A 20,552-nucleotide genomic window follows, 5' to 3' on the forward strand; every position below is an offset into this window, starting at 1 on the left:
TTTAAGTCTTGAGACAAAATATTTAATCTTATAATCAATTGAGAATTCATACATCCCAATTGATTATAAGTGGTTGCGAAATTATATTTACTAGCAAAAATCTCAGTCAAAGCAGCCCGATCTTCGCTTTAATTTCCACTCGTTATTTTAATTCCAATAATACCTGCAATTAGTAAAAGGACAAAGAAACTAGTTGTAAGCGAAAGGTGATCTTTAAAGAAAAAAATCCCTATAAAAATAGTTCCGATTGCTCCAATCCCTGTCCATACTGGGTATGCAAGACTTATAGGCAAAGCACGCAAAGATTTTGCTAAAAAGTAAAAGCTTGCGACCATTCCTACTACAGTCAAAACGGAGTAATTCACTTTACTAAATCCTTCGCTCAACTTCATCATTGTTGCCCAAAACATTTCAAAAAAACCTGCAATTATTAGCTCTACCCATGCCATTTCTATTCCCCCTAGTAGTAAAATTTTTGCGCAAAAAAGGGAGTCCAATTTCTTCTAAGACCTAACGAAATTGGCTCCCTTGCTCGGTAGCAATAAAATTATTAATCTCACTTTAGAACTTTTCTAGATAAAAATCAAGCGGAAAATCTTAATAATGCCCATTCTTAGTTAAGCCTCGTATATGCCTTGCTCATTCATTTAAGATATACTTGCTTCAGTTTTCATTATGAAACTTACTTTGCAAGTATAAACTATACAACTTTTAAACTTTACTATAAAACTAGTATCTATTATATCTATTTAAGCATTTCTAATACTTAAACCCGTTTGATTCTATAGCCAGCATCTTTTTCATTATAATACAATCTCAAACAAAAAATACGAAATCACTTTCACACCCTAAAAGTCCATAATAATCAATAAATTTCTATGCGATTTGACTTTTTTATCATTGACGTGTCACACATGTTTTGCATGTTATCGTCTCATCATTGTCCTTTAAAGTTGCACCTAAATAATATTAAATAAATGTGATATCCGTATTTCGACCTACTATACAATCTTCGACGCTAACGAAATATAGCAGTTTATTGCGTGATATTAATGGTTATTTGGTTTAAAAAGACAAAAAAATTAAATAAGTTTATTATTAGAGTATTTTTAAATATATTATTTCTGATTCCTGATAAAAAGTTTATATTGACTTTGATATTTGAAAGTGCTAATCTAACTGAAAATGATAATCGTTCTCAATGGTTTTTATCCAAATAGACACAGTAGTCCAAAAATTGTCAAAATACGAAGAACTAGTGAGCTCTCATAGCTTTTTTAGCATACAAACTATTGGAAGGAATTTAATTACATCGATTTATATACTGGGAAGAATTACGGCAACGGTGGCTGTAATCACAAAAATAAACTTAGTAGATTATTTTTATTAGTAAAACATATGATAATCAAGGGGGCATTGTGGAAAATGAAAGCAAAGAAATTGAATGGAAAAGATTTAATACAAATTGGAATTTATGCAGCTATATATTTCTTTATTGTAATGGTAATCGCTATGTTTGGCTTTATTCCAATCTTCATGCCATTGATTTGTGTACTGGCACCAATACTAGGTGGAATACCGCTTATGCTTTTTTTTACTAAAGTAAAGAAATTTGGTATGATTCTTATTTTGAGCTTACTCATGGGTATCCTTATGTTGATCACAGGCATGGGATATTATTCCATTATTGTAGGACTTATTTCAGGATTAATTTCAGAAATAATCTATCGGAGTGGTAATTATCAAAGTTCTGCAAAAGCAATACTCGCCTATGCAGTTTTTTCAGTGTGGATGTGGGGAAATTTTTTACCGATCTTTTTTAATCCAACTGTCTATTTTTCTACCAGACAAGATCTTGGACTTGAATATGCTCAAACCCTAATTTCACTCTTACCGAGCTGGATGTGTCCTGTATTACTAATAATCACCTTCCTTTGTGGTCTAATTGGAGGAGTATTGGGTCGCTCTGTCCTGAAAAAACATTTTATTAAGGCAGGTCTTGTCTGATGCTATTAACAGCTAATAAACAAATTTTGAGTAATAAGAAACAGCTTTACTTAGATCCGCGAACAAAATTACTATTGCTTTTTACTGTTACAATTTTTGTTTTAGGAAATGTTAGTATTAAACAAGGTTTGTCAGGAAGAATTCTTACCACGATAACTCCTTGTTTAAGTCTAATGCCCTTTTTACTACTCGTATCTGCAAAAAAGTATAAAACTACTTTGACTTATTTTTTTCTTTATGTTGGAATGACATTTATCTCTTATTTTTTTAGCCAACGCTTGACTGGTTTACCAAATTTTTTACTTTTAGCTACAACTGGTATATTAACTCGCTTTTTACCAAGTATTCTAATGGGAATATATGTGGTCTCTACTACAACCGTTAGTGAATTTATAGCTGGTTTTGAGCATTTGCATGTTTCCAATTATTTAGTAATTCCGCTATCTGTCATGTTACGATTTTTTCCAACTGTCATTGAAGAGTTTAAGTCAATCAACCAAGCAATGAGGATGCGCGGTATCTCCTTCAAAGGAACAGGTAAACTTTCTTTTTTAGAATATCGCATGGTTCCCTTAATGACATGTTCCGCTAAAATTGGTGAAGATCTCTCTGTATCAGCTCTGACTCGAGGTCTTTCTCCCTTGGTTAAACGAACTAATGTCTGTAAAATTGGCTTTCGCATTCAAGATTGTATTGCTATTCTTTTTTGTTTTTTCGCTTTTTCTTGTCTTTTTCTTAACAGGTTTGGAGTGCTGTAATATTATGATTAAAATTGAAAATGTAAATTTCCGATACAATAGTGATTCCGACTATGCACTTAAGGATTTTTCACTCACTATAAATCCAGGTGAATGCCTTGTGCTGACTGGAGAGTCTGGTTGCGGTAAGACCACGGCAACTCGCTTAGTCAATGGTTTGATTCCTCACTATTATGAGGGGGAAATTACTGGAAGCGTTCAAATAAATCAACAAAATATTTTAAAGTCTGAACTCGCTCAAATTTCTCATTTTGTTGGTAGTATATTCCAAAATCCAAGAAATCAATTTTTTTGTACTGACACAACTAGTGAAATTGCTTTTGGTTGTGAAAATGTTGGTTTGCCTATCCCAGAAATTGAGAAACGTATCCAAGAAACTGTAGCTAAACTTGAAATGGGAGAATTATTAGATCGTAACATTTTTCACCTATCAGGTGGAGAAAAACAAAAGGTAGCCTGTGCTTCAGTATCTGCGTTAGAACCTGACGTGATTGTTCTCGACGAGCCCACAGCTAATCTCGATATCTCTTCTATCCAAAATCTAAAGAAAACAATTATGTTTTGGAAAAATCAGGGCAAGACGATCATCATAGCAGAACATCGACTTTATTGGCTTAAAGATATTTGTGATCGAATGGTTTACATGAGAAATGGAAGAATACATTTTGATAAGTCAATGAATGATTATTTCGAGATGCCGTTAGAAGAAATTACTGAACTTGGTTTAAGACCTCGATCTTTGAAAGAAATTGGCACCAAATCTACTCATTACAATGGCAATGAAATATTCTCATTGAGGGATTTTAATTATCGTTATGAGGATACATCGGTTATTAGCTTACCAGAATTAACTTTACCAGTGGGATCGATAATAGCTGTGATTGGACGTAATGGTGCAGGAAAATCGACATTTTCAAAATGTTTATGTGGTTTAAATAAAAATTTTAAAGGTTCCATGCAGATTGATGGAGAAGATCGTTATCGTAAGCAGCTACTAAAAAAAGGCTACCTGGTTATGCAAGATGTCAATCATCAACTATTTTGCGAATCAGTAACTGAAGAGGTTCAATTAGGCATGTCTACTCAAAAATTTAATCAATTAGAGTTGGTTCTTGACAGCTTGGGGATCCAAGGACTTTCTGCAAGACATCCATTATCCTTGTCCGGTGGACAGAAGCAGCGAGTTGCCCTAGCATCAGCAATATTAGCTGATAAAGACTTTTTGATTCTAGACGAACCCACTAGTGGTTTGGACTATAATAATATGAAAAAGATTGCAGATTTAATCACATCACTTAGACACGAGAAAACTCTTTTTTTAATTACACACGATCCAGAATTCATACTCCAGTGTTGCACTCATGTTATCTATATTGAAAAAGGAGAGTTGCTAGAACAATACACATTGTACGGCCATGAAGACAAACTGTTATCCTTTTTCTCCACGACATCCTAGATTGAATATTCCCAATAGTGGGAATTGATAATTGTTAATTTAGTTTTGAGATAGTGGTTGATTCATCTCCCCTATGTTCTATAGGGTCACATCAGATAGCTAAGTATCTTATTGTTTATGCGAAAGAACACAGCACAAAAACACTCCCACTATTTGAATTTGGGAAGTGCTTTTGTGCTGAATGCAACTGCAATTTTAAATTTCAAAGAAAACTGCAGCAATTTTTTAAACTATCATAAGATGGAAAATGCTTTACAAAAACAAAAAATGTTTTAAAATCTTTTCGTTGTCGGATACTCCCTCTTTTATTCTCTACTTTAAGTATATCGTCAGTGAACTGTCATTTTAGAGTAGGACAACAAATCCTGTCTTTGAAAAAATCAAAGCAATCTGTAATCACTTACCTAATTTAAATTAATATTTTTTGTGCCACAGATAGATTGTACCTAGGACAACTAGGCAGCCTGCTATATAAAGAAATGGTTGTTTTGCTCCACCTGTTGATGGATAGTTTTGCTGCGTTTTTATTCCATTCGTGGGCTGATCCGAAGAATTATTATCTCCCACTACAGAATTATTTTTAGGATCATGGGTGTTTGTAATGATAATATTTCCCTTTTCTGCATCATCGTATGTCACTTCATATTCATCTGGTACGTTTAATTCCTTGACGGTGTAAGTAATCATTTTACCAGCATCTTTTTCGTCTAAGTTCATCCAAGTTGTGGTCCATTTATTATCCTCACTTAATTCAACTGCTTTCCCATACGCTTTTCCATTGGCATACAATTGGACCTTAATGTTTTGCGGACGTAATGCTTCTTGATCATCTCCATCCACCCATGCTTTAGTTGTCGTCACACTGGTCTTGCCTGGAGTATAGCTATTCTTTAGATCAAACCCTTCTATACTAGTTGTGTAATTAGCGACGGAATTTTCCGTTACGGTATAGCATATTTCATTCCCATTTTTATATTTTGGTAAATTAGTAAATTGGTAAGCCCACCCATCTTTTGAAGAAATCTCTTTCGTAGAAACCACTTGTCCATTCGCTAATAAGTTTACAGTAATAGACTCCGGACGTTTGCCATCTTGATTATTGTTGTCGTCCCATTGCTTCATTCCCTTGATCTCTGTTTCTTCTGGAGTATAACTGTTTTTTAGATTAAATCTATCAATACTTGTCACGTAATTTGGAACAGTATTTTCGGTTACACTATAGTATATTTCACTACCGTCTTTATATTTTGGTAAATTAGTAAACTGGTAGGTCCATTTATCTTTCGAAGAAACTTCTTTTGAAGAGACTACCTCTCCATCAGCCAATAAGTTTACGGTAATGGATTCTGGGCGTTTGCCATCTTGATTATTGTTATCCTCCCATTGCTTCGTTCCCTTGATCTCTGTTTCTTCCGGAGTATAACTATTCTTTAGATTAAATCCATCAATACTTGTCACGTAATTTGGAACAGTATTTTCGGTTACACTATAGTGTATCTCACTACCGTCTTTATATTTTGGTAAATTGGTAATTCCATTCATCTTTCGAAGAAACTTCTTTTGAAGAGATCACCTCTCCATCAGCCAATAAGTTTACAGTAATGGATTCTGGGCGTTTGCCATCTTGGTTATTGTTATCCTCCCATTGCTTTGCTCCTTTAATCTCTGTTTCCTCAGGAATATGTTTGTTAATAAGGTTGTTACCATCAATAGACACAGTGTATTCAGAAACTGGTGTTTCTAAAATGGTATAGTTAATTGGTTTGCCATCCTTATTTTTAGGTAAATCTAAAAATTGGTAAGCCCAGTCATCTTGTTCAGTAACAGTCTTCGTTTGAACGGTTTCTCCATTGGCTAGTAGTTGAACTTCTATCGAATCTGGACGCAGTCCATCTTGATTGTTTTGATCGTCCCATATCTTAGATCCACACAATTCAGTCGGTTCTGGAATATACTTATTGGTCATCGATAATACTGTTCCGTCGTTGGTGCTTTGGATCGACAAGGTATATTCAGAATCAAGCTCTTCTCGGGCAGTATAATAAAGTCGGTTCCCCTGAGAATCATTCACTGGTAAGTTCTTCCATTTATATTCCCAACCATTCTTTTCACTTAATAGTTGTTTGTCTCCAAAAGATATTTCATTCCCATCTGTTACACTCTCATTTTCAGTATATTGGTAAGGTTTATTGCTTTGATAGAGTTGTACGGGTAATTCCACAGGTCGAACTCCATCCTGATTATTCAAATCGTCCCAATGCTTTAAAACTGAAAAGGTTGTTTCCGAACTATCAAGATCAACACTTATTTCGGTCGTTAAATCTCTTTCAATTGTTTGATATGCCCCCAGTGACTGATAAAACCCACCAGTAACACAAACTAAATAATAAGGCTGTCTGGTAACTAGTTTGGAAGCTATACTGCAATAAATTGTAGTATTATTTGAGTTTTCCTCATCAATCAGATTTTTAGGCACACCAATGAAAATTACCCGATTGTTTAAATCTTTCTCAATAGTCACATTGTCTGTGATATTTTCTTTTTTCCCATTTTTGGATAATTCAATATCCATGCTTGTATCTTCATTTCTAATTTGAAATAATTTTTCGGTTTCCTGATCCAGATTATCCTCAAATTCCAATTTATAAATATAATAATCTCCATCTTCACCATCAGGGTTAAACCCTTTTGCGTTAATCTTAACATTATTAATCTTGTTAATTAAATATTGATAAGATAAGTCCTCAGAAGGTTGTTTTGCTGCTTCTTTACAAAGATCACTTATCAAAGGATTTGAGTTAACTATCTTATCATCGAAAGTCCCTCCAGAAAGTTTCCATATAGCAAGTTGAATAGCTGAATATCGAGTCAACTCGTTGGCGTCACGATAATTTGGAACATTAGGTATTTCTTGATTTTTATCTTGATTTTGGTAGAAAGTTTCCATCAACCATAAAACTGAACCTGGTATTTTTTGGTTCAGGTCTACCTGGTATTCATTCCCAGAAGGATAATACTTACCTTCATCTAAACAGAAATATAAATTTTTATCATTATCTACAATCGTACTTAGTCCATGCCATAGCAAATTTAAATTGTTTAACTTAACTTCATTGTTGTTCACCAAGTTAATATCTGTACGAACATTTTTTATTGATGCTGGAGGCAAAACACTCGTTTCTGCGTTAGCTATTTGGAAAATCCCTCCCAAGCCTACAATTATTATTACTATGTACCAATATTTTCGCATGTTCTTCCTCTTTTCGTAAATTGATTACTTCTAGTTTAGCCCATTGTCAATTCACAATTTCTCAAAATAGTGTCGAATAATTCGATATTATTTGAATTTCTCCTTTCTCTTTGGCAGTATTCATTTTGCAATAAACAATTATTTCAATAATACTTATCTTTTTTCCTTTTCATTTCATCAGGAAAAAAAGATTGACTGAAATATTACAATAACAGACTAGTTTAGATACAAGGTGTAAAAGGATAAATATGCACAATCAAAAAATTAGCTAAACACAAGAGCTGTCTATCCGATTTTTTTATTCTACTGTTTGTTTCGTGTTAGTAACAATAACGGGTGAAATATGGTGAAATGACTACGGTATTTTCATAACACTTAATTTTGGACCAACATGCTTTCGTGTGATCGATGTTCAATTGTCTCAACAGGTGAACTATTTGACTATTTACTATGTTTTATATATTCCAAATTGAAATTCTGTTGATATTAAAACTATTTCCAAAATGATTAGATAGCTGTTCCAGTATCATTTGTATAGGTTATGATATGTTTCTACAGCACAACTAATAACTCAGCTAATTCAGACTTGGAATATGAATAAATCGGTTGTTCCTCATGACTACCTTTACCTGTATCGTAGAATGTAGCAAAGTTATTTTATCAGAATGAGACTCAGCATCTAGCTCAACGGATAAAATATAACTATTGGAAATACCTTGATAAAAAGAATTGACTGAGTATCAGAGAGTGTAATCTAAACCGTGTAAGTAACCATTATCCTAGGTATAGGGTTGATTCACGGTTTTTCTTTTTCTGAAATAAGATGAAAAGGTGATTACACAATGGCTAAAAAGAAATCCCGAATCCGTGAAGTTAGCTGAATCTATCCTAAACGATTACCAACCTGGACCTGTGGAAGATATACAAGAGGCTTTGAAAGACGTATTTGGTCCGTTGTTTGAGAAAATGCTACGAAGGAAGAATTGAATAATCATCTAGGATATTGAAGCTCATCCCAAAGAACCTACGGAGCACGCAAATCACCGAAATGGTTATGGAAATGAAACGCTCAAAACAAGCTTTGGTGAAGTAAATATTGATGTTCCTAGAGATCGGGATACTTCTTTTGATCCTAAATGAATCGCTAAAAGAAAACGTGATGTCTCTGAAATCGAAGGAAAGTCCTTTCAATTCACGCTCGTGGAATGAGCCAACGAGATAATGCCACAACGATTGAAGACATCTACGGATTTAATGTCTCTCACGAGTTAACCTTTGATATTACAGATGCTGTGCTTCCTGAACTGGAGGAGTGGTAGTCTCGCACTTTAGCTAAATGCTATGCTTTCTTATTTGTCGAGTGTATGTATGTCACTCTATGAAAAAACTACGAAGAGAACGAATCCGAAGTGTATACAACAAATGCTGTTGAAAGTGCCCAGCCTAGTTTCCAGAAGATCACAAAAAAAGAGGCATTCTTTAATAAGAATGCGCTCCTTAAGCTGCTATATTTACTAACAAAAGAACTATACAATAAATGAAATGGCGGTCATATAGAAAATTGGATAATGATGCTTGATCAACTTATGACCAACGGAACGTTCTCTTCTCAAATTGAAAAGTATGCTACTTACCTTTCTTGAGGTTAGGTTTATTTATTCATGCTTTTGATTAAATTATTTCTAAATAGCTGAATATCTTTATTAGGTAAAAAGACCCCCAACTAGATAATTTCCAAAGTTTAGTTGACAAACCTAGCTTTGCGTATATTCTAGTACACTAATGAGTACATACTTGATCTATCCTCATTTTACAGCTAACTATATCCAATTTTTTTAGACTATTTTCCCCTCAAATTCTTGGTTACTTCGACAATTTGTTGCAATCGATTTGAATCGCTACCAAACCTACCTAATAAAACACCATCTAATTTTGCTAATTTTATCATTGTTATACTATTCTCAGGACTGACTGATCCGCCATAAACAATGCGAACTTTTTCATTTGCTGCTTCACCAAATATTTTTGCGATCGCTTTTCGAATGATTGATGTCGCCATCTTAATATGAGGTGCTCCAGCAGCTTTGCTCTTTCCAACTGCCCAAGCTGGAGTATAGGCGATAACAATCTTATCTAAATCTTTTTCTTTAACGCAGTATAATCCATTGTAAATGCATAAAAACAACTCATGTTCTAGTTCAACCTCATAATTTGGATCCTTCAAATCATCAATTACATTATCGGCATCTTTTTTATTCTGTTCACCAATACATAGAATTACATTCACTCCGTTTTTTAGAGCCAATTTAATTTTTTTATTGATGATATTGTCAGTTTCATTGAAGAGACACCTGCGCTCCCAATGCCCTAATTCGATAAAGGTTCCTTTCATATCAATTAGAGATTCAATCGAAAACTCTCCAGTCAACTCACCATTCTCAACAGGCGCAATATTTTGTGCACCTAGCTGAACTGAAGTGTTTTTTAGAACTTCATGCACTGGATATATAGTTCCCATGGAAGGTAAAATCACAACATCAATGTCAGTATTTTTTTGGGCGCTAATCTGCTTTGCAAACTCTTTTGCTTCTTTGATATGATTTTGTCTCATAGACCAATTCATGATAACGATTGGTTTCTTTTGATTTTCCATCGCAATCATCTCCTTAGCTGTTTATATATTACTTCTGTAAGAATGACTATTTAGCTTACAGAAATTAAAAATTACTTGTTCTCCATTCTTCTTTAAACTGCTCTCAATCCTTGCTCTGTCATTGGGATTCTTGACAACAATATTACTTGTACATTTTGTTAAAACCTCGGCTTTCAAGATCATCTCTTCGATTTATGCTTCAGTGACTTCTGCACTCACAGTTCCTTCGACAATCGAATAAATTTCTTTAATTACTTCTTGAAAGTCTCTCCCTTCTTCAGCAATAATCGTAGGATTCGTTGTCACTTCATCAATAAATCCTAACTCGTTAATTCGTTTGACTTCTTCTACACTGACTATATTTAGGAAAAATTTCATCATATCTTCTTTTTGCTATTCTCCTAGATCATCCAAATTTTACTCAGATGACACCATTCGTTTCAACAATGGTATTAACTTAAGACTTTGTTGTCTCTGACAATACTCATCATTTCTTGAGCATGATTTTCTATCGTCGCAAAATCACCTGAATCTACCAAACGTTTATCCGTCAAATATCCGCTAATCCCAGCACCGCAGAATCCTAAATCAAGATAGTCTTGCAAGTTCTCTCGTGTCACACCTGCAGTAGCAATCAGCTTAATATGATTGATTGGTCCAAGAATGTCCTTGATGTAGCCTGTTCCTAATGCTCTAACAGGAAACACCTTGACAAAATCAGCCCCAGCTTCATTCGCCATAATTATCTCACTTGGTGAAAGTGCTCCAGGCATTGAGATCATATCTAATTCTTTTGTTCGTTTGATAACAGTTGGGTTCGTATTAGGTGAGATAATGTATTCTGCTCCTGATTGATGAGCTGACTCAACTTGCTCCTTGGTTAAAACAGTGCCAGCTCCAATTTTTACTTCATCTCCAAATTCCTTAACTAACGAAGCAATGGCATTCGAAGTCTTAATCAAACATTCTGGATCCCCCTGATCAAAAGTTACTTCAACCAATTTCACTCCCCCATTGTTCAAAGCTGTTACTAGATTGATCAATTTCTCTCCATAAATCCCACGACAAATTGCAATAACCTTATTTTCTTCGATAAAATCATTTACTTCTGATTTCATTAAGCCTTCTCCTTTGTCAAATCCGCTACCTGTGCCTTATCTTTCTTTTTTGCGGGTGTCTCTTCTAAAACTGGCTTTAGACAACCGAGTATCGTTGCTGTCACCAAAGAGCCGACAACAATTGCGGCAATAAACCATAGCTTATTATCAACCACAGGCAATACAACAAATCCACCATGAGGAACATAACACTTCACATTTCCAATCGCTCCAATTACACATCCAACTGCGGTTCCAATCATTGTTGAGGGTAATATTCTTTTCATGTCACTGACGACGAAGGGGATAGCTCCTTCAGTAATTCCAATACACCCCATAATGCCAGCCGCAACTGCTGCATCCCGATCACCTTCAGTAAATTTCTTTCTAAAGAATAATGTTGCTAAGAAGATACCAATTGGTGGAATCGCTACAGCAATTCTAAACATCCCATTTGGTTCATAAATACCTTCATTCATAAGTGCTAGGGTAAACATCGAAACAGATTTGGTGATAGGTCCTCCCATGTCAACCTCTCCAAATAACCCAATAAATACTGCCAGCAAAATCGCACTGCTCCCGTTTAAACTACTCATGATGCTAGTTAATCCGTTCATCAGAAAGGCTAATGGTGTAGCAATAACATAGATATAAATCAGACCAAGAACGAAAACCGAAATAGTCGGTATAATCAGGATCGGTAAAATAGTTTTAATTGTTTTACTGACCTTCCATTTCTTCATCCACTTTACTAAATATCCCGCTGCAACCCCTAAAAGCATCGCACCTAGAAATCCTGACTTCACTTCTACCCCGTTTACAGTCACAGCATTATTTGCAAGGAAACCAAGAATCATGCCAGGTGCTAACCCGGGCTTACCCGCAATCGAATAAGCGATATAGCCTCCTAAAATTGGAATCATCATAGCAAAAGCTGCTTTACCTAATAAATTAATATTTTGCATTAATTCGTTGGTAACAACCACTCCTGTATCGCTTTTTTCCCCAGTAGCTAGGGATATAGCCAACATAATACCTCCAGCGACTACTGCCGGCATCATAAAGGAGACTCCACTCAGAAATGCTTTTTGAACTTCCTTTAAAATCGTCTTAATAGTCATTTTTTCCTCCTCTGCTTCCTAACCGTTCACCAATTTTTCAACTTCATCCAACACTTTCGCAGGATATGAGATCGCGTCGTTAACATCAGCATGAATAGTCAACTTATCTTCAAAACGTTCTTCATTTTCTATAAAAACGGATACAGCCAAAATGACTACATCTGCTTCCTCTACTTCTTCTTCAGTAACCTCATTTTCAATACCAATGCTACCCTGAGTCTCGATCTTAATATCGTATCCTCTTCTCTTTCCTTCTTTTTCCAATGCTTCTTGTGCCATGTATGTGTGGGCTACTCCAGTAGGACATGCCGATACTCCAACGATTTTCATGTTAGTTTCCTCCTATTTTTTTTTCTACTTGATATAATGAATCTAAAATCAACTCTTTGTTGCCGGTTAACAAATCATTTCTAAAACCGTCATCTAAAAGTTTTTTGCTAATTTCAGCAAGTACTTTCAAATGAAAGGTTGTTTTGTTCTCCTCTGGTATTCCTAACATAAATACTAGCTCAACGGGTTTACCAGCATTGTCCCATTGAATTGGTTGTTTCGTTCTAAGAAAACAGATAAAAGGATTGATCACTTCTTTCGATTTCCCATGGGGAATGCTTACGTCATAGCCAATTGCTGTAGAAAACTCTTCTTCTCTTTCGTTCACAGCATCAATGTAACGAGCGCTATTATTTAAATAACCTAGCTCTTTTGCCTTTTCTGATAAGTGATAAATGATGGACGCCTTATTTGTTAACACTGAATCCAACACGATTAATCCTTCATCAATCAATTTTATCTCCTCCTAATACTTTCATTATTTCTTCTTTTGTTTTACCAAAGATAAAGCGATCGACATTTTTTTTTGACTCAACGATCCGATAAATTTCTGACAGTATACCTTTTATATCCTTTAAGTCCTTTTCTGCTACGCAGATCATTAAAACGGTATTAACCATTCGAAGATTCCAACGTATTGGTTTTATCAATGTCATAATTACTAACTTACTTTCCTTAACTGTTGACGGTGACGGATGTGGAATCGCTACTCCGGTTGGAAGATCTGTCACGCCTAACTTCTCTCTATCCCAAATAGCTTGCTCAAAAGAATCTGTAACTAAATTATCTTGCAAGAGTTTTTGAGTGATTTTTTTTATGCATTTTTCTTTAGTAGCTATTGTTTCATTTAGAAAAATCATAGTCGGATCGATTATTTTGCCTAAATGTTCAAAAGAGTGATCATTCGATTCTTCTTCATCGTAGAATAAATCCAAATAAGTTGCAGAAACCTTTTTTAAATCTTGTTTGCTCATTAAAGGAGAAACATACGTTACGGGAACTTCAATTTTTTCTAGTTGTACTGAGGAGATCACTAAATCGACCTTGCTCAAGTCTCTTTTATAAAGTTTTCGCAGCGAGGTTACCTCCACAATATCTTGCGGAGAAAACACTCTTTTTAAGCGATTAGCAATCAGCTCTGACGTTCCGATTCCTGTGGGACAAACAATTAATATCTTTCGATTCTCTGAAATACGATCAATTGCGCCCTGAAAATGTATCATCATAAACGCAACTTCATCATCGGTTAATCGAATGCCTAATTCTTTCTCAATTCCAGCCAATATTAGCCATGTTGTACTGTATAAAACAGAGTATTCTCGTTTTATTTCCTCCAAAAGCGGATTACTAACTGGAACATTTAATTTGGATCGATAGATCATGGACACTAAGTGATAAAGGATATTCATATATAATTTGTCATCACTAGTTAAGTCAACCTGAATTGAATCACTCATTTCCTTGATCATTTTTTTTACCACGGCATCGTATTGCTTCTGAGTCGTTGTATCTTTTAATTGCGGTTCAAATCCGTGTGCAACTAATTGCCGATTTAGGTATTCAAAATCGTTTGAATCAAACTTGATACTATTATTTAATTCGAGATGCTCTACTAATTCATTGGTTAAAAAGAATGTTTTAAGCGACTCCACATTTTCAAACAAGAAATTATCTTGATGTTCAATATGAACCCCTTCTTGCAATCGAGAAATGAGTATACCAATTGACAGTACCAATGATTGAAAATAGTTATCTGGTAATTTATCGATATCAAAGTAATCATTTGTGTGCAGGAGCATAGAAACTTTTTCGATAATGTCTTTAGATAAAAACCTAAATAATAAGGCAGGAAATTGGACTTTAAAACTACTAGTTAAGTCTGATTTATCAATGATAAAGTAAGCATATTGTTTGATTGCCTTTTGTATTTCAGATTCCTTTCCAACTACTTTTGTTCCATTATTATCAGAACGAATTGATGCTGAGCTTCCTTCAATAATTGTCTGTATTTGATCTAAATCATTTGATATAGAGGTTCTACTGACTAAAAATTTTTCAGACAAAAGCTGGTAGGATACTTTTTCGTTCCTTAATAATAAGTAGTCAGCTATTTTTATTTGTCGTTCGAGTGGAAACTGATTGAAGTCTATTTGAATCGAAGTCTCACCGAAGCTTTTTATTATTTCATCATTTGACAAATTCGACTTACTTATACAAATTCCTTTTCCTTGCCGTTTTATAATTTCAATTTCCCTTTTCCTTAATACTTTATTCAAATTATCGATGTCTTTATACAACGTACGATCGGAGATAGATAAAATCTTGGAGTAATGATTTACCGGTAAAAAATCTTTTTGCTCCAATAGCAATCTCAATAGTGTATGCTGACGCTTGCTTATTTCAAGCATGATTTCCACTCCTTTCAGGGAAGCGCTTCCCTGTATCTGTAATTTAACATTTATTCCTGTATTTGGATATCACATCTAGTTTCAAGATAATTCCTGAAGTTTTCTAAACATATAATAAAATAGAATCCGAAGCTAGATCAATCGTAACTAATTTAAAGTTCTTTTTATCACTATCACTTCAATGTAGTCCTGCAGAAAGGCTTATCAAGCCTGCTCAACAGTTGTAAATTTCTCGTTTACTGACGAAAAATCAAGTTGATAAGGTTAAACGTCGTTAAATAAGAACCCTATTTTTTTCAATGTACAAAAAAAGCACGAAACATTAATCATAATGATTATGCTCCGTGCTTTTTTTGCGAATAAATGGTGTTCCTAAAGCAATTTCTTTGGACCTAAGTCGAACTATCCAGAAAATAGAAAAAACTATTTTCGGATATTTTTTTAATTCTTAGAGTTGAACGCTTTGTTACAACCTCTTATACGGGATATAATTATTGATTTTGTTCATCCTCTTTTGTATTAATACCCATTTGTTCTTTAATGGCATTTTCGACGCGTTGTCGTTCGCTTTCTTCTACAAGCTGATAAGAGATTCCTTCAATACCTGTCACACCATCACCTGTAAAATCATAACCTTTCAATTGATCGGTTTCGATATTTTTTAGTGCAGGCGTATATTGTTTTAACATGGCCATCATTTGGTCAAAGGATAAGTCGGTTTCGCCGTGTTCTCCAATAACATCTAGAATTTCTTGATACTTTAATAAGCTGTTAAAAGAAAGTAACTTATTTGTTATCTCAACTAAAACTTCTCGTTGGCGGCGTTGACGACCATAGTCGCCTTCGGGGTCTTCGTAACGCATACGTGCGTATTGCAAAGCTTCCCATCCGCCTAAATGTTGCTTGCCTTTCGGATAATGAATACCTTCAGCGTCAAATTCAAAGGCGTTATTCACGGTGACACCACCGACAGCATCGCCAAGGTCCTTCATGGCATCCATATCCACAGAAAAGTAATGGCTGATAGGAATGTGTAAGACGTTTTCTACCGTTTTGATTTGCATATCGGCACCACCGAAAACGTGGGCCGCATTGATTTTATTCCATTCACCATTAGTGCCCGCCATTTCCACATAATAGTCTCGTGGAATGCTGGTAATGGTTGTTTTTTTTAATTGATTGTTAACAGTAACCACCATTAAAGCATTGGAGCGGTAATCCGTTTTTCTTTTTGAATCATTTGCAATTCCCATAATTAAGAAACTAACGGGTTCTCCTTTAGCTAAATCTGGACTTTTAGTTGACGATTTTCGTGGTTTATACATTGTATTCGCCGTTTTTTTCAAATTATGATACATGCTGATACCATAAGCCGAGACAGAAAGAGTTCCTAAAAATAAAAGGGTCAAACTGAACACTAGGAATAAACTTTTTCTTTTACGAGAATGTCGCCGACTTCGTTGGGCTGAGGCTTCTTCTACAGGTGCTTGCAAATAACGTTGTACAATACTGAACGAAAAATTTACCCAGCTATAGCTTAGGAGCATACCAGCAATTATGTCACTAGGATAGTGCACACGTAAGATGAGCCGTCCTAATACAATCAGTACGAGATAGACAATTAAAAAAAGTTTGATGCCTTTAGTTTTTCTAACATTGAGATAGTTTAAAGTGATAAAAATTGTACAGACAAGACACATCGCTAACAGCGAATGCCCACTAGGAAAACTCGCGGAACTACGATCGGCTAAAGCGCCCAGAGTTGGTCGAGCTCGGCCGACAACATGTTTAAAAACGCTCCCTAAGAAACCGACAGCTAACAGGTTACTAACTGGCCAAAAGGCAAGGATTTTTTCTTTTTTATGCAGAAGATAAATCATAAATAATAAGAAGATCAGGAACATAGGGCCAATCGTCGCTGTTTTTGCCAACAGACTGACAGCCGTTAACATCGGGGCATTTAATTGCCATTTGATGTGATAAATTGCTTCGTCCATTTGTTGAAACCAATTTGGACTGGCAGCCACTAACAGTGTGAGGAAGGCAAAACAAATGGTTGTTATGGCATAAAGCGGAAATTTTTTATTCGATGTTTGCATGAGAATCCCTTTCTTTTTCCCTTGAAAGAGTAGACTAAGCCAGCATCGATCGTAAATAAGTGCTTGCTGCTTTCTAAAAAAACGCAGCAAACCAATCGGTTCTCATCGTCTGAGCTTTAGCACTATCCAACGTAAAGATTTCTCTTAGCTATTTTTAGAAGAGCCTTAATTCGACCATTCCTGTTTTACACATTGGTGTCTTTCGACATTTCTGCGCAATAGCCTATGTTTGGATAGGAGCCTCACCTAACAAGGTTATTTTATCTAACCACAGAAGTATAGAATTGATTGCGGGTTACTCTCAATCATTTTGAGTAAGTTTAGTATTTTTTTAAATTATTTCAATCGTGTTACAAGAAAGCAAATAAGTATTATATTGAAAAATCAGCATCCGTGCATCGCCTTCTTTTAGAAGAGCAAACCTTAGGTAATCCTATATCACCTAAAGGAATTGCATCATACAGGCAAATCCATTTCATGTTCTGACATCCATTTTAGTAGAAATCTCTACTTATCAAATGAAACTGTCAGAAATGGGTATTTTATAACAATTTCTTTCATAAATCTCCTTTATATTAAGATATATCCTGCAAATTGGTATGACACCACTATTGGAAGTGTTGCATCTGATAAATGTGTTACCCAAAAACACCAGTTTACTTAGGATTTATACTGAATCAGGCTATCGAGGAACAACCATCACCCAAATTATTGATATTTTGAATAAGATGATCATGCAGTTACTCAAGGAGCTACTTCGCGGGTCATCTTACCAGTGCGTAGCTTGTCGAACGGATTTTCGTCTGGATAAATAACTTTAGGAGATTTTTTAAAGATTATGAATAAAGTTTTTTTCTATTGAAGTCTTTACTTGTCTTGCCTTGATGTCGTTAAGCATAGAATGTTTCTAAATTCATGAAGGCAGCTTATTAATATTTTGCATAGGACGATATCCTCCTCAAAGTTTCATAGTGAACAAACGCCTCCAGAAACATGAGATGCTCTAGTGATAGAACTGCGAGCTCTTGTTATAGACATTATTTTTATACAGGTCAGAATAATGACTTTTATTTTTGTTTAGGATACTATCCAGCATACTTATCGTGTTTTTTAATCAATAGAACTTCTCTAAAAGGTTGGATGTAAGCGTGAGAGACAGTGCGCATCTATCCTGAATATCTGCAGTTCATGACAAGTAGACTGCTAATACAGTGGGAGATTGATTAGGTAAGTTAGGTGCTTTTTTCAAATAAATGAATCCGATATTTTCGAAGATCTAAGCCAGTTTCTACTGCCGTTCGAGTAACACTAAAAAAATCCCCGTAGATTTTGCCTCCTGTTTACCTTTAGAAAAGAGCCAATTTTTCTAAAATTCTTGATCGTTTTTTAAACCCTGTTACAAAGTCATGAGTTTTGTCCCGGCCTTTTTCTTGAGAATTAAAAAGAGCAAAGTTTCACTGATACAGTTCCCATTATTATGAAACACCCTCGTATATATTCCGAAAAAACTCTCACTCACCCCAACATAATCTCTTTATAAAAAATTTGAGTCTTTTCAGAAAGATCACTCAATTAGGATACTTTATGCGTACTCTCAAATTCTAAACAACCTGATAATTTCGCTAAATAGCAAAGTATATTATCCAAAACATACCGGAAGATATGATTGATCGAGCTATCATATCAGATAATCGTTATTTTAAATCAATATTCCCTAATGATAACTTATCTGCTTTTTGATTTTTCCGTAAAGCTTTTTCGCCTATTAAGCAATATATATCCTATTTTTTCTCTTTTTAAATATATTATTAAGATTGAAATATCATCTACCAACGTTTACCAATTATCGTTATTATATACTCAGATATCTGCTGATATTTTCTTTTCTATACAGGTCATTTAATACCCATTGTGTGAATACACCAGAAGATAGCCATTCGTAATATACAAGTCTCAATTAGCATTTATTCCGAATATGATAAGACTGTTTCCTCACATTATCTGAACGGTCCTTAAATTAAACCCGCTTTTTATACAAAAGTGCTAATGATTTGTTAATCTCACGGCTACAATTTATGGTCAAAAAGAAAGGAAGTATTCCAATGAAAACAACACAAAAGAAAATCCTATTACTCATCACAGTAATTTTGATGTGTACTATTGCCGTCTCAGCTTATTTCTTATTAACTGACCACCATTTAGAAAAAACGATGGCTGACGGTTATCATCCAATAAAAAATAACTTTAAGTCCTCAAGTGAAAATGACAGCGAGTCATTTCTAATTATGGGCTTAGACAACACTAATGAAAGAAAATTGGGTACGACAAGAACTGATGCTATGATGATCATTACGTTAAATAAAAAGGATAAAAAAATCACCTTTTGCAGCTTGCCTAGGGATAGTTTTGTTCCAATAATTGCTAAAAACTATCATGGAAATCAACGGATTGAAGCTGCCTACACCTTTAACGGTCCCGCTGCATCTGTTAATACAGTAGAGAAACTATTTAACATTCCAATAGATCATTATTGTGTGTTTAATTTCTTATCTTTCATTAACTTTATTGATGCAATTGGAGGAATAACTATTAATGTAAAGCAGGCATTTGATGGTGTGACTAAAGACGGACCAGGGGCAATTCATTTTGATGAGGGAACACAACATGTGGATGGTACAAAAGCTCTTTCTTATGCTCGAGAGCGTCATAGCGATAACGACATCATGAGAGGGTTTCGCCAACAAGAAATTATTCAAGCCGTTGGAGAAAAATTAAAATCAAAATCAACTATAAAAAATCTGACAAAAATTATCGACTCCTTTGATAATAACATCCAAACAGATATTACAACTGATCAGCTTCTAGCATTATTAAAAAACGGTTTGACCTATGAGAACTATCAAAAGCAACAACTAACTTTTGATTGGCGAACTTTTAGCAATCAAGACCGCAGCATGGTTGAACTTTATCCGGATAGCATTCAATACGTAAGCCATGAGTTAAGAGTGAGTCTGGGCATTGATAAAAAAGATGCCCGTGACAAGAAAGATTTCGTCTTCCACACGAATGGTCAATATCTTTATCAAAGTGATTACTCTGTACAAGATCCAGATTCTGAAGATCAAGAATCAACCTCGCTCTATGGAAATACTTATATAGGAACACCCGGTAATACTGAAACTGGCGAATTGCCTATTGTTGAAACAAAAAATGGTTTTGTTCCTTGATCGGTAAACTATATTCTTTTAGAAAAAGAGTACGATCTAAAAGTTCTCTACAAAATAGAAAATCTGAAAGTGAAATACTGATGTTGGTATCAGGTATTTCACCTTCAGATTTTCTGTTTTATTCACAAGTTCTTCTTTCATAGTCT

General features: G+C 34.8%; 13 protein-coding genes, 3 pseudogenes and 1 riboswitch. Of the genes and pseudogenes, 5 read left to right on the forward strand and 11 right to left on the reverse strand.

Annotated elements, in window-relative coordinates; translation table 11 throughout:
• Positions 1-128: 128 nt before the first annotated feature.
• Positions 129-449 (reverse strand): DMT family transporter, encoded by a 321-nt coding sequence (locus IGI49_RS05845; RefSeq protein WP_429963768.1) that lies wholly within the window; start codon positions 447-449, stop codon positions 129-131.
• A 976-nt stretch (positions 450-1,425) separates the two neighbouring features.
• On the opposite strand from IGI49_RS05845, the gene IGI49_RS05850 reads away from it, so the two are divergent.
• From IGI49_RS05850 to IGI49_RS05860, 3 genes are read left to right on the forward strand one after another with little or no spacing between them, the layout of a single operon-like run.
• Positions 1,426-2,007, forward strand: a complete 582-nt coding sequence (locus tag IGI49_RS05850; protein WP_207705200.1) for an MptD family putative ECF transporter S component — start codon at positions 1,426-1,428, stop codon at positions 2,005-2,007.
• Positions 2,007-2,765, forward strand: a complete 759-nt coding sequence (locus IGI49_RS05855) for an energy-coupling factor transporter transmembrane component T (protein ID WP_429963769.1) — start codon at positions 2,007-2,009, stop codon at positions 2,763-2,765. Before IGI49_RS05850 ends, IGI49_RS05855 begins: the two co-directional genes overlap by 1 nt.
• A gap of 4 nt (positions 2,766-2,769) precedes the next feature.
• Complete coding sequence (locus IGI49_RS05860) at positions 2,770-4,221, forward strand: ABC transporter ATP-binding protein (protein ID WP_429963770.1); 1,452 nt, start codon at positions 2,770-2,772, stop codon at positions 4,219-4,221.
• A gap of 414 nt (positions 4,222-4,635) precedes the next feature.
• Here the strand turns inward: IGI49_RS05860 and IGI49_RS05865 are convergent, their stop codons facing one another.
• Both IGI49_RS05865 and IGI49_RS05870 read right to left on the reverse strand, forming a co-directional pair.
• Positions 4,636-5,343 (reverse strand): Cna B-type domain-containing protein, encoded by a 708-nt coding sequence (locus tag IGI49_RS05865; protein WP_429964971.1) that lies wholly within the window; start codon positions 5,341-5,343, stop codon positions 4,636-4,638.
• 55 nt (positions 5,344-5,398) lie between these two features.
• Positions 5,399-7,471, reverse strand: a pseudogene (locus IGI49_RS05870) (Cna B-type domain-containing protein); the annotation flags it as partial.
• Positions 7,472-8,302: 831 nt separating this feature from the next.
• On the opposite strand from IGI49_RS05870, the pseudogene IGI49_RS05875 reads away from it, so the two are divergent.
• Positions 8,303-9,114: pseudogene (locus IGI49_RS05875) on the forward strand (transposase).
• 197 nt (positions 9,115-9,311) lie between these two features.
• Here IGI49_RS05875 and IGI49_RS05880 read toward each other — a convergent pair.
• From IGI49_RS05880 to IGI49_RS05915, 8 genes and pseudogenes are all read right to left on the reverse strand, one after another.
• Complete coding sequence (locus IGI49_RS05880) at positions 9,312-10,124, reverse strand: triose-phosphate isomerase family protein (RefSeq protein WP_429963771.1); 813 nt, start codon at positions 10,122-10,124, stop codon at positions 9,312-9,314.
• Between the two features lie 95 nt (positions 10,125-10,219).
• Positions 10,220-10,502: pseudogene (locus tag IGI49_RS05885) on the reverse strand (transaldolase family protein); the annotation flags it as partial.
• A gap of 74 nt (positions 10,503-10,576) precedes the next feature.
• The gene (locus tag IGI49_RS05890; RefSeq protein ID WP_429963772.1) at positions 10,577-11,242 is read right to left on the reverse strand and encodes a bifunctional 4-hydroxy-2-oxoglutarate aldolase/2-dehydro-3-deoxy-phosphogluconate aldolase; all 666 of its coding nucleotides are present in this window, start codon (positions 11,240-11,242) and stop codon (positions 10,577-10,579) included.
• The gene (locus tag IGI49_RS05895) at positions 11,242-12,342 is read right to left on the reverse strand and encodes a PTS fructose transporter subunit IIC (RefSeq protein WP_207705214.1); all 1,101 of its coding nucleotides are present in this window, start codon (positions 12,340-12,342) and stop codon (positions 11,242-11,244) included. Before IGI49_RS05895 ends, IGI49_RS05890 begins: the two co-directional genes overlap by 1 nt.
• Before the next feature lie 18 nt (positions 12,343-12,360).
• Positions 12,361-12,672, reverse strand: coding sequence for a PTS fructose transporter subunit IIB (locus IGI49_RS05900; protein ID WP_429963773.1), 312 nt, complete (start codon positions 12,670-12,672; stop codon positions 12,361-12,363).
• A 1-nt stretch (position 12,673) separates the two neighbouring features.
• The gene (locus IGI49_RS05905) at positions 12,674-13,126 is read right to left on the reverse strand and encodes a PTS sugar transporter subunit IIA (RefSeq protein ID WP_429963774.1); all 453 of its coding nucleotides are present in this window, start codon (positions 13,124-13,126) and stop codon (positions 12,674-12,676) included.
• Positions 13,119-15,080: a BglG family transcription antiterminator gene (locus IGI49_RS05910; protein ID WP_429964972.1), complete on the reverse strand. Its 1,962-nt coding sequence runs from the start codon at positions 15,078-15,080 to the stop codon at positions 13,119-13,121. Before IGI49_RS05910 ends, IGI49_RS05905 begins: the two co-directional genes overlap by 8 nt.
• A gap of 491 nt (positions 15,081-15,571) precedes the next feature.
• Positions 15,572-17,179 (reverse strand): phosphatase PAP2/LCP family protein, encoded by a 1,608-nt coding sequence (locus tag IGI49_RS05915; RefSeq protein ID WP_429963775.1) that lies wholly within the window; start codon positions 17,177-17,179, stop codon positions 15,572-15,574.
• 94 nt (positions 17,180-17,273) lie between these two features.
• A riboswitch (M-box (ykoK) riboswitch) is annotated at positions 17,274-17,440 on the reverse strand.
• 1,841 nt (positions 17,441-19,281) lie between these two features.
• Here IGI49_RS05915 and IGI49_RS05920 point away from each other — a divergent pair.
• Positions 19,282-20,406: an LCP family protein gene (locus tag IGI49_RS05920; protein WP_429963776.1), complete on the forward strand. Its 1,125-nt coding sequence runs from the start codon at positions 19,282-19,284 to the stop codon at positions 20,404-20,406.
• Positions 20,407-20,552: the final 146 nt, after the last annotated feature.

The sequence above is a fragment of the Enterococcus sp. AZ071 genome (assembly GCF_050499065.1).
Classification (GTDB): Bacteria; Bacillota; Bacilli; order Lactobacillales; family Enterococcaceae; genus Enterococcus_A; species Enterococcus_A ferrettii.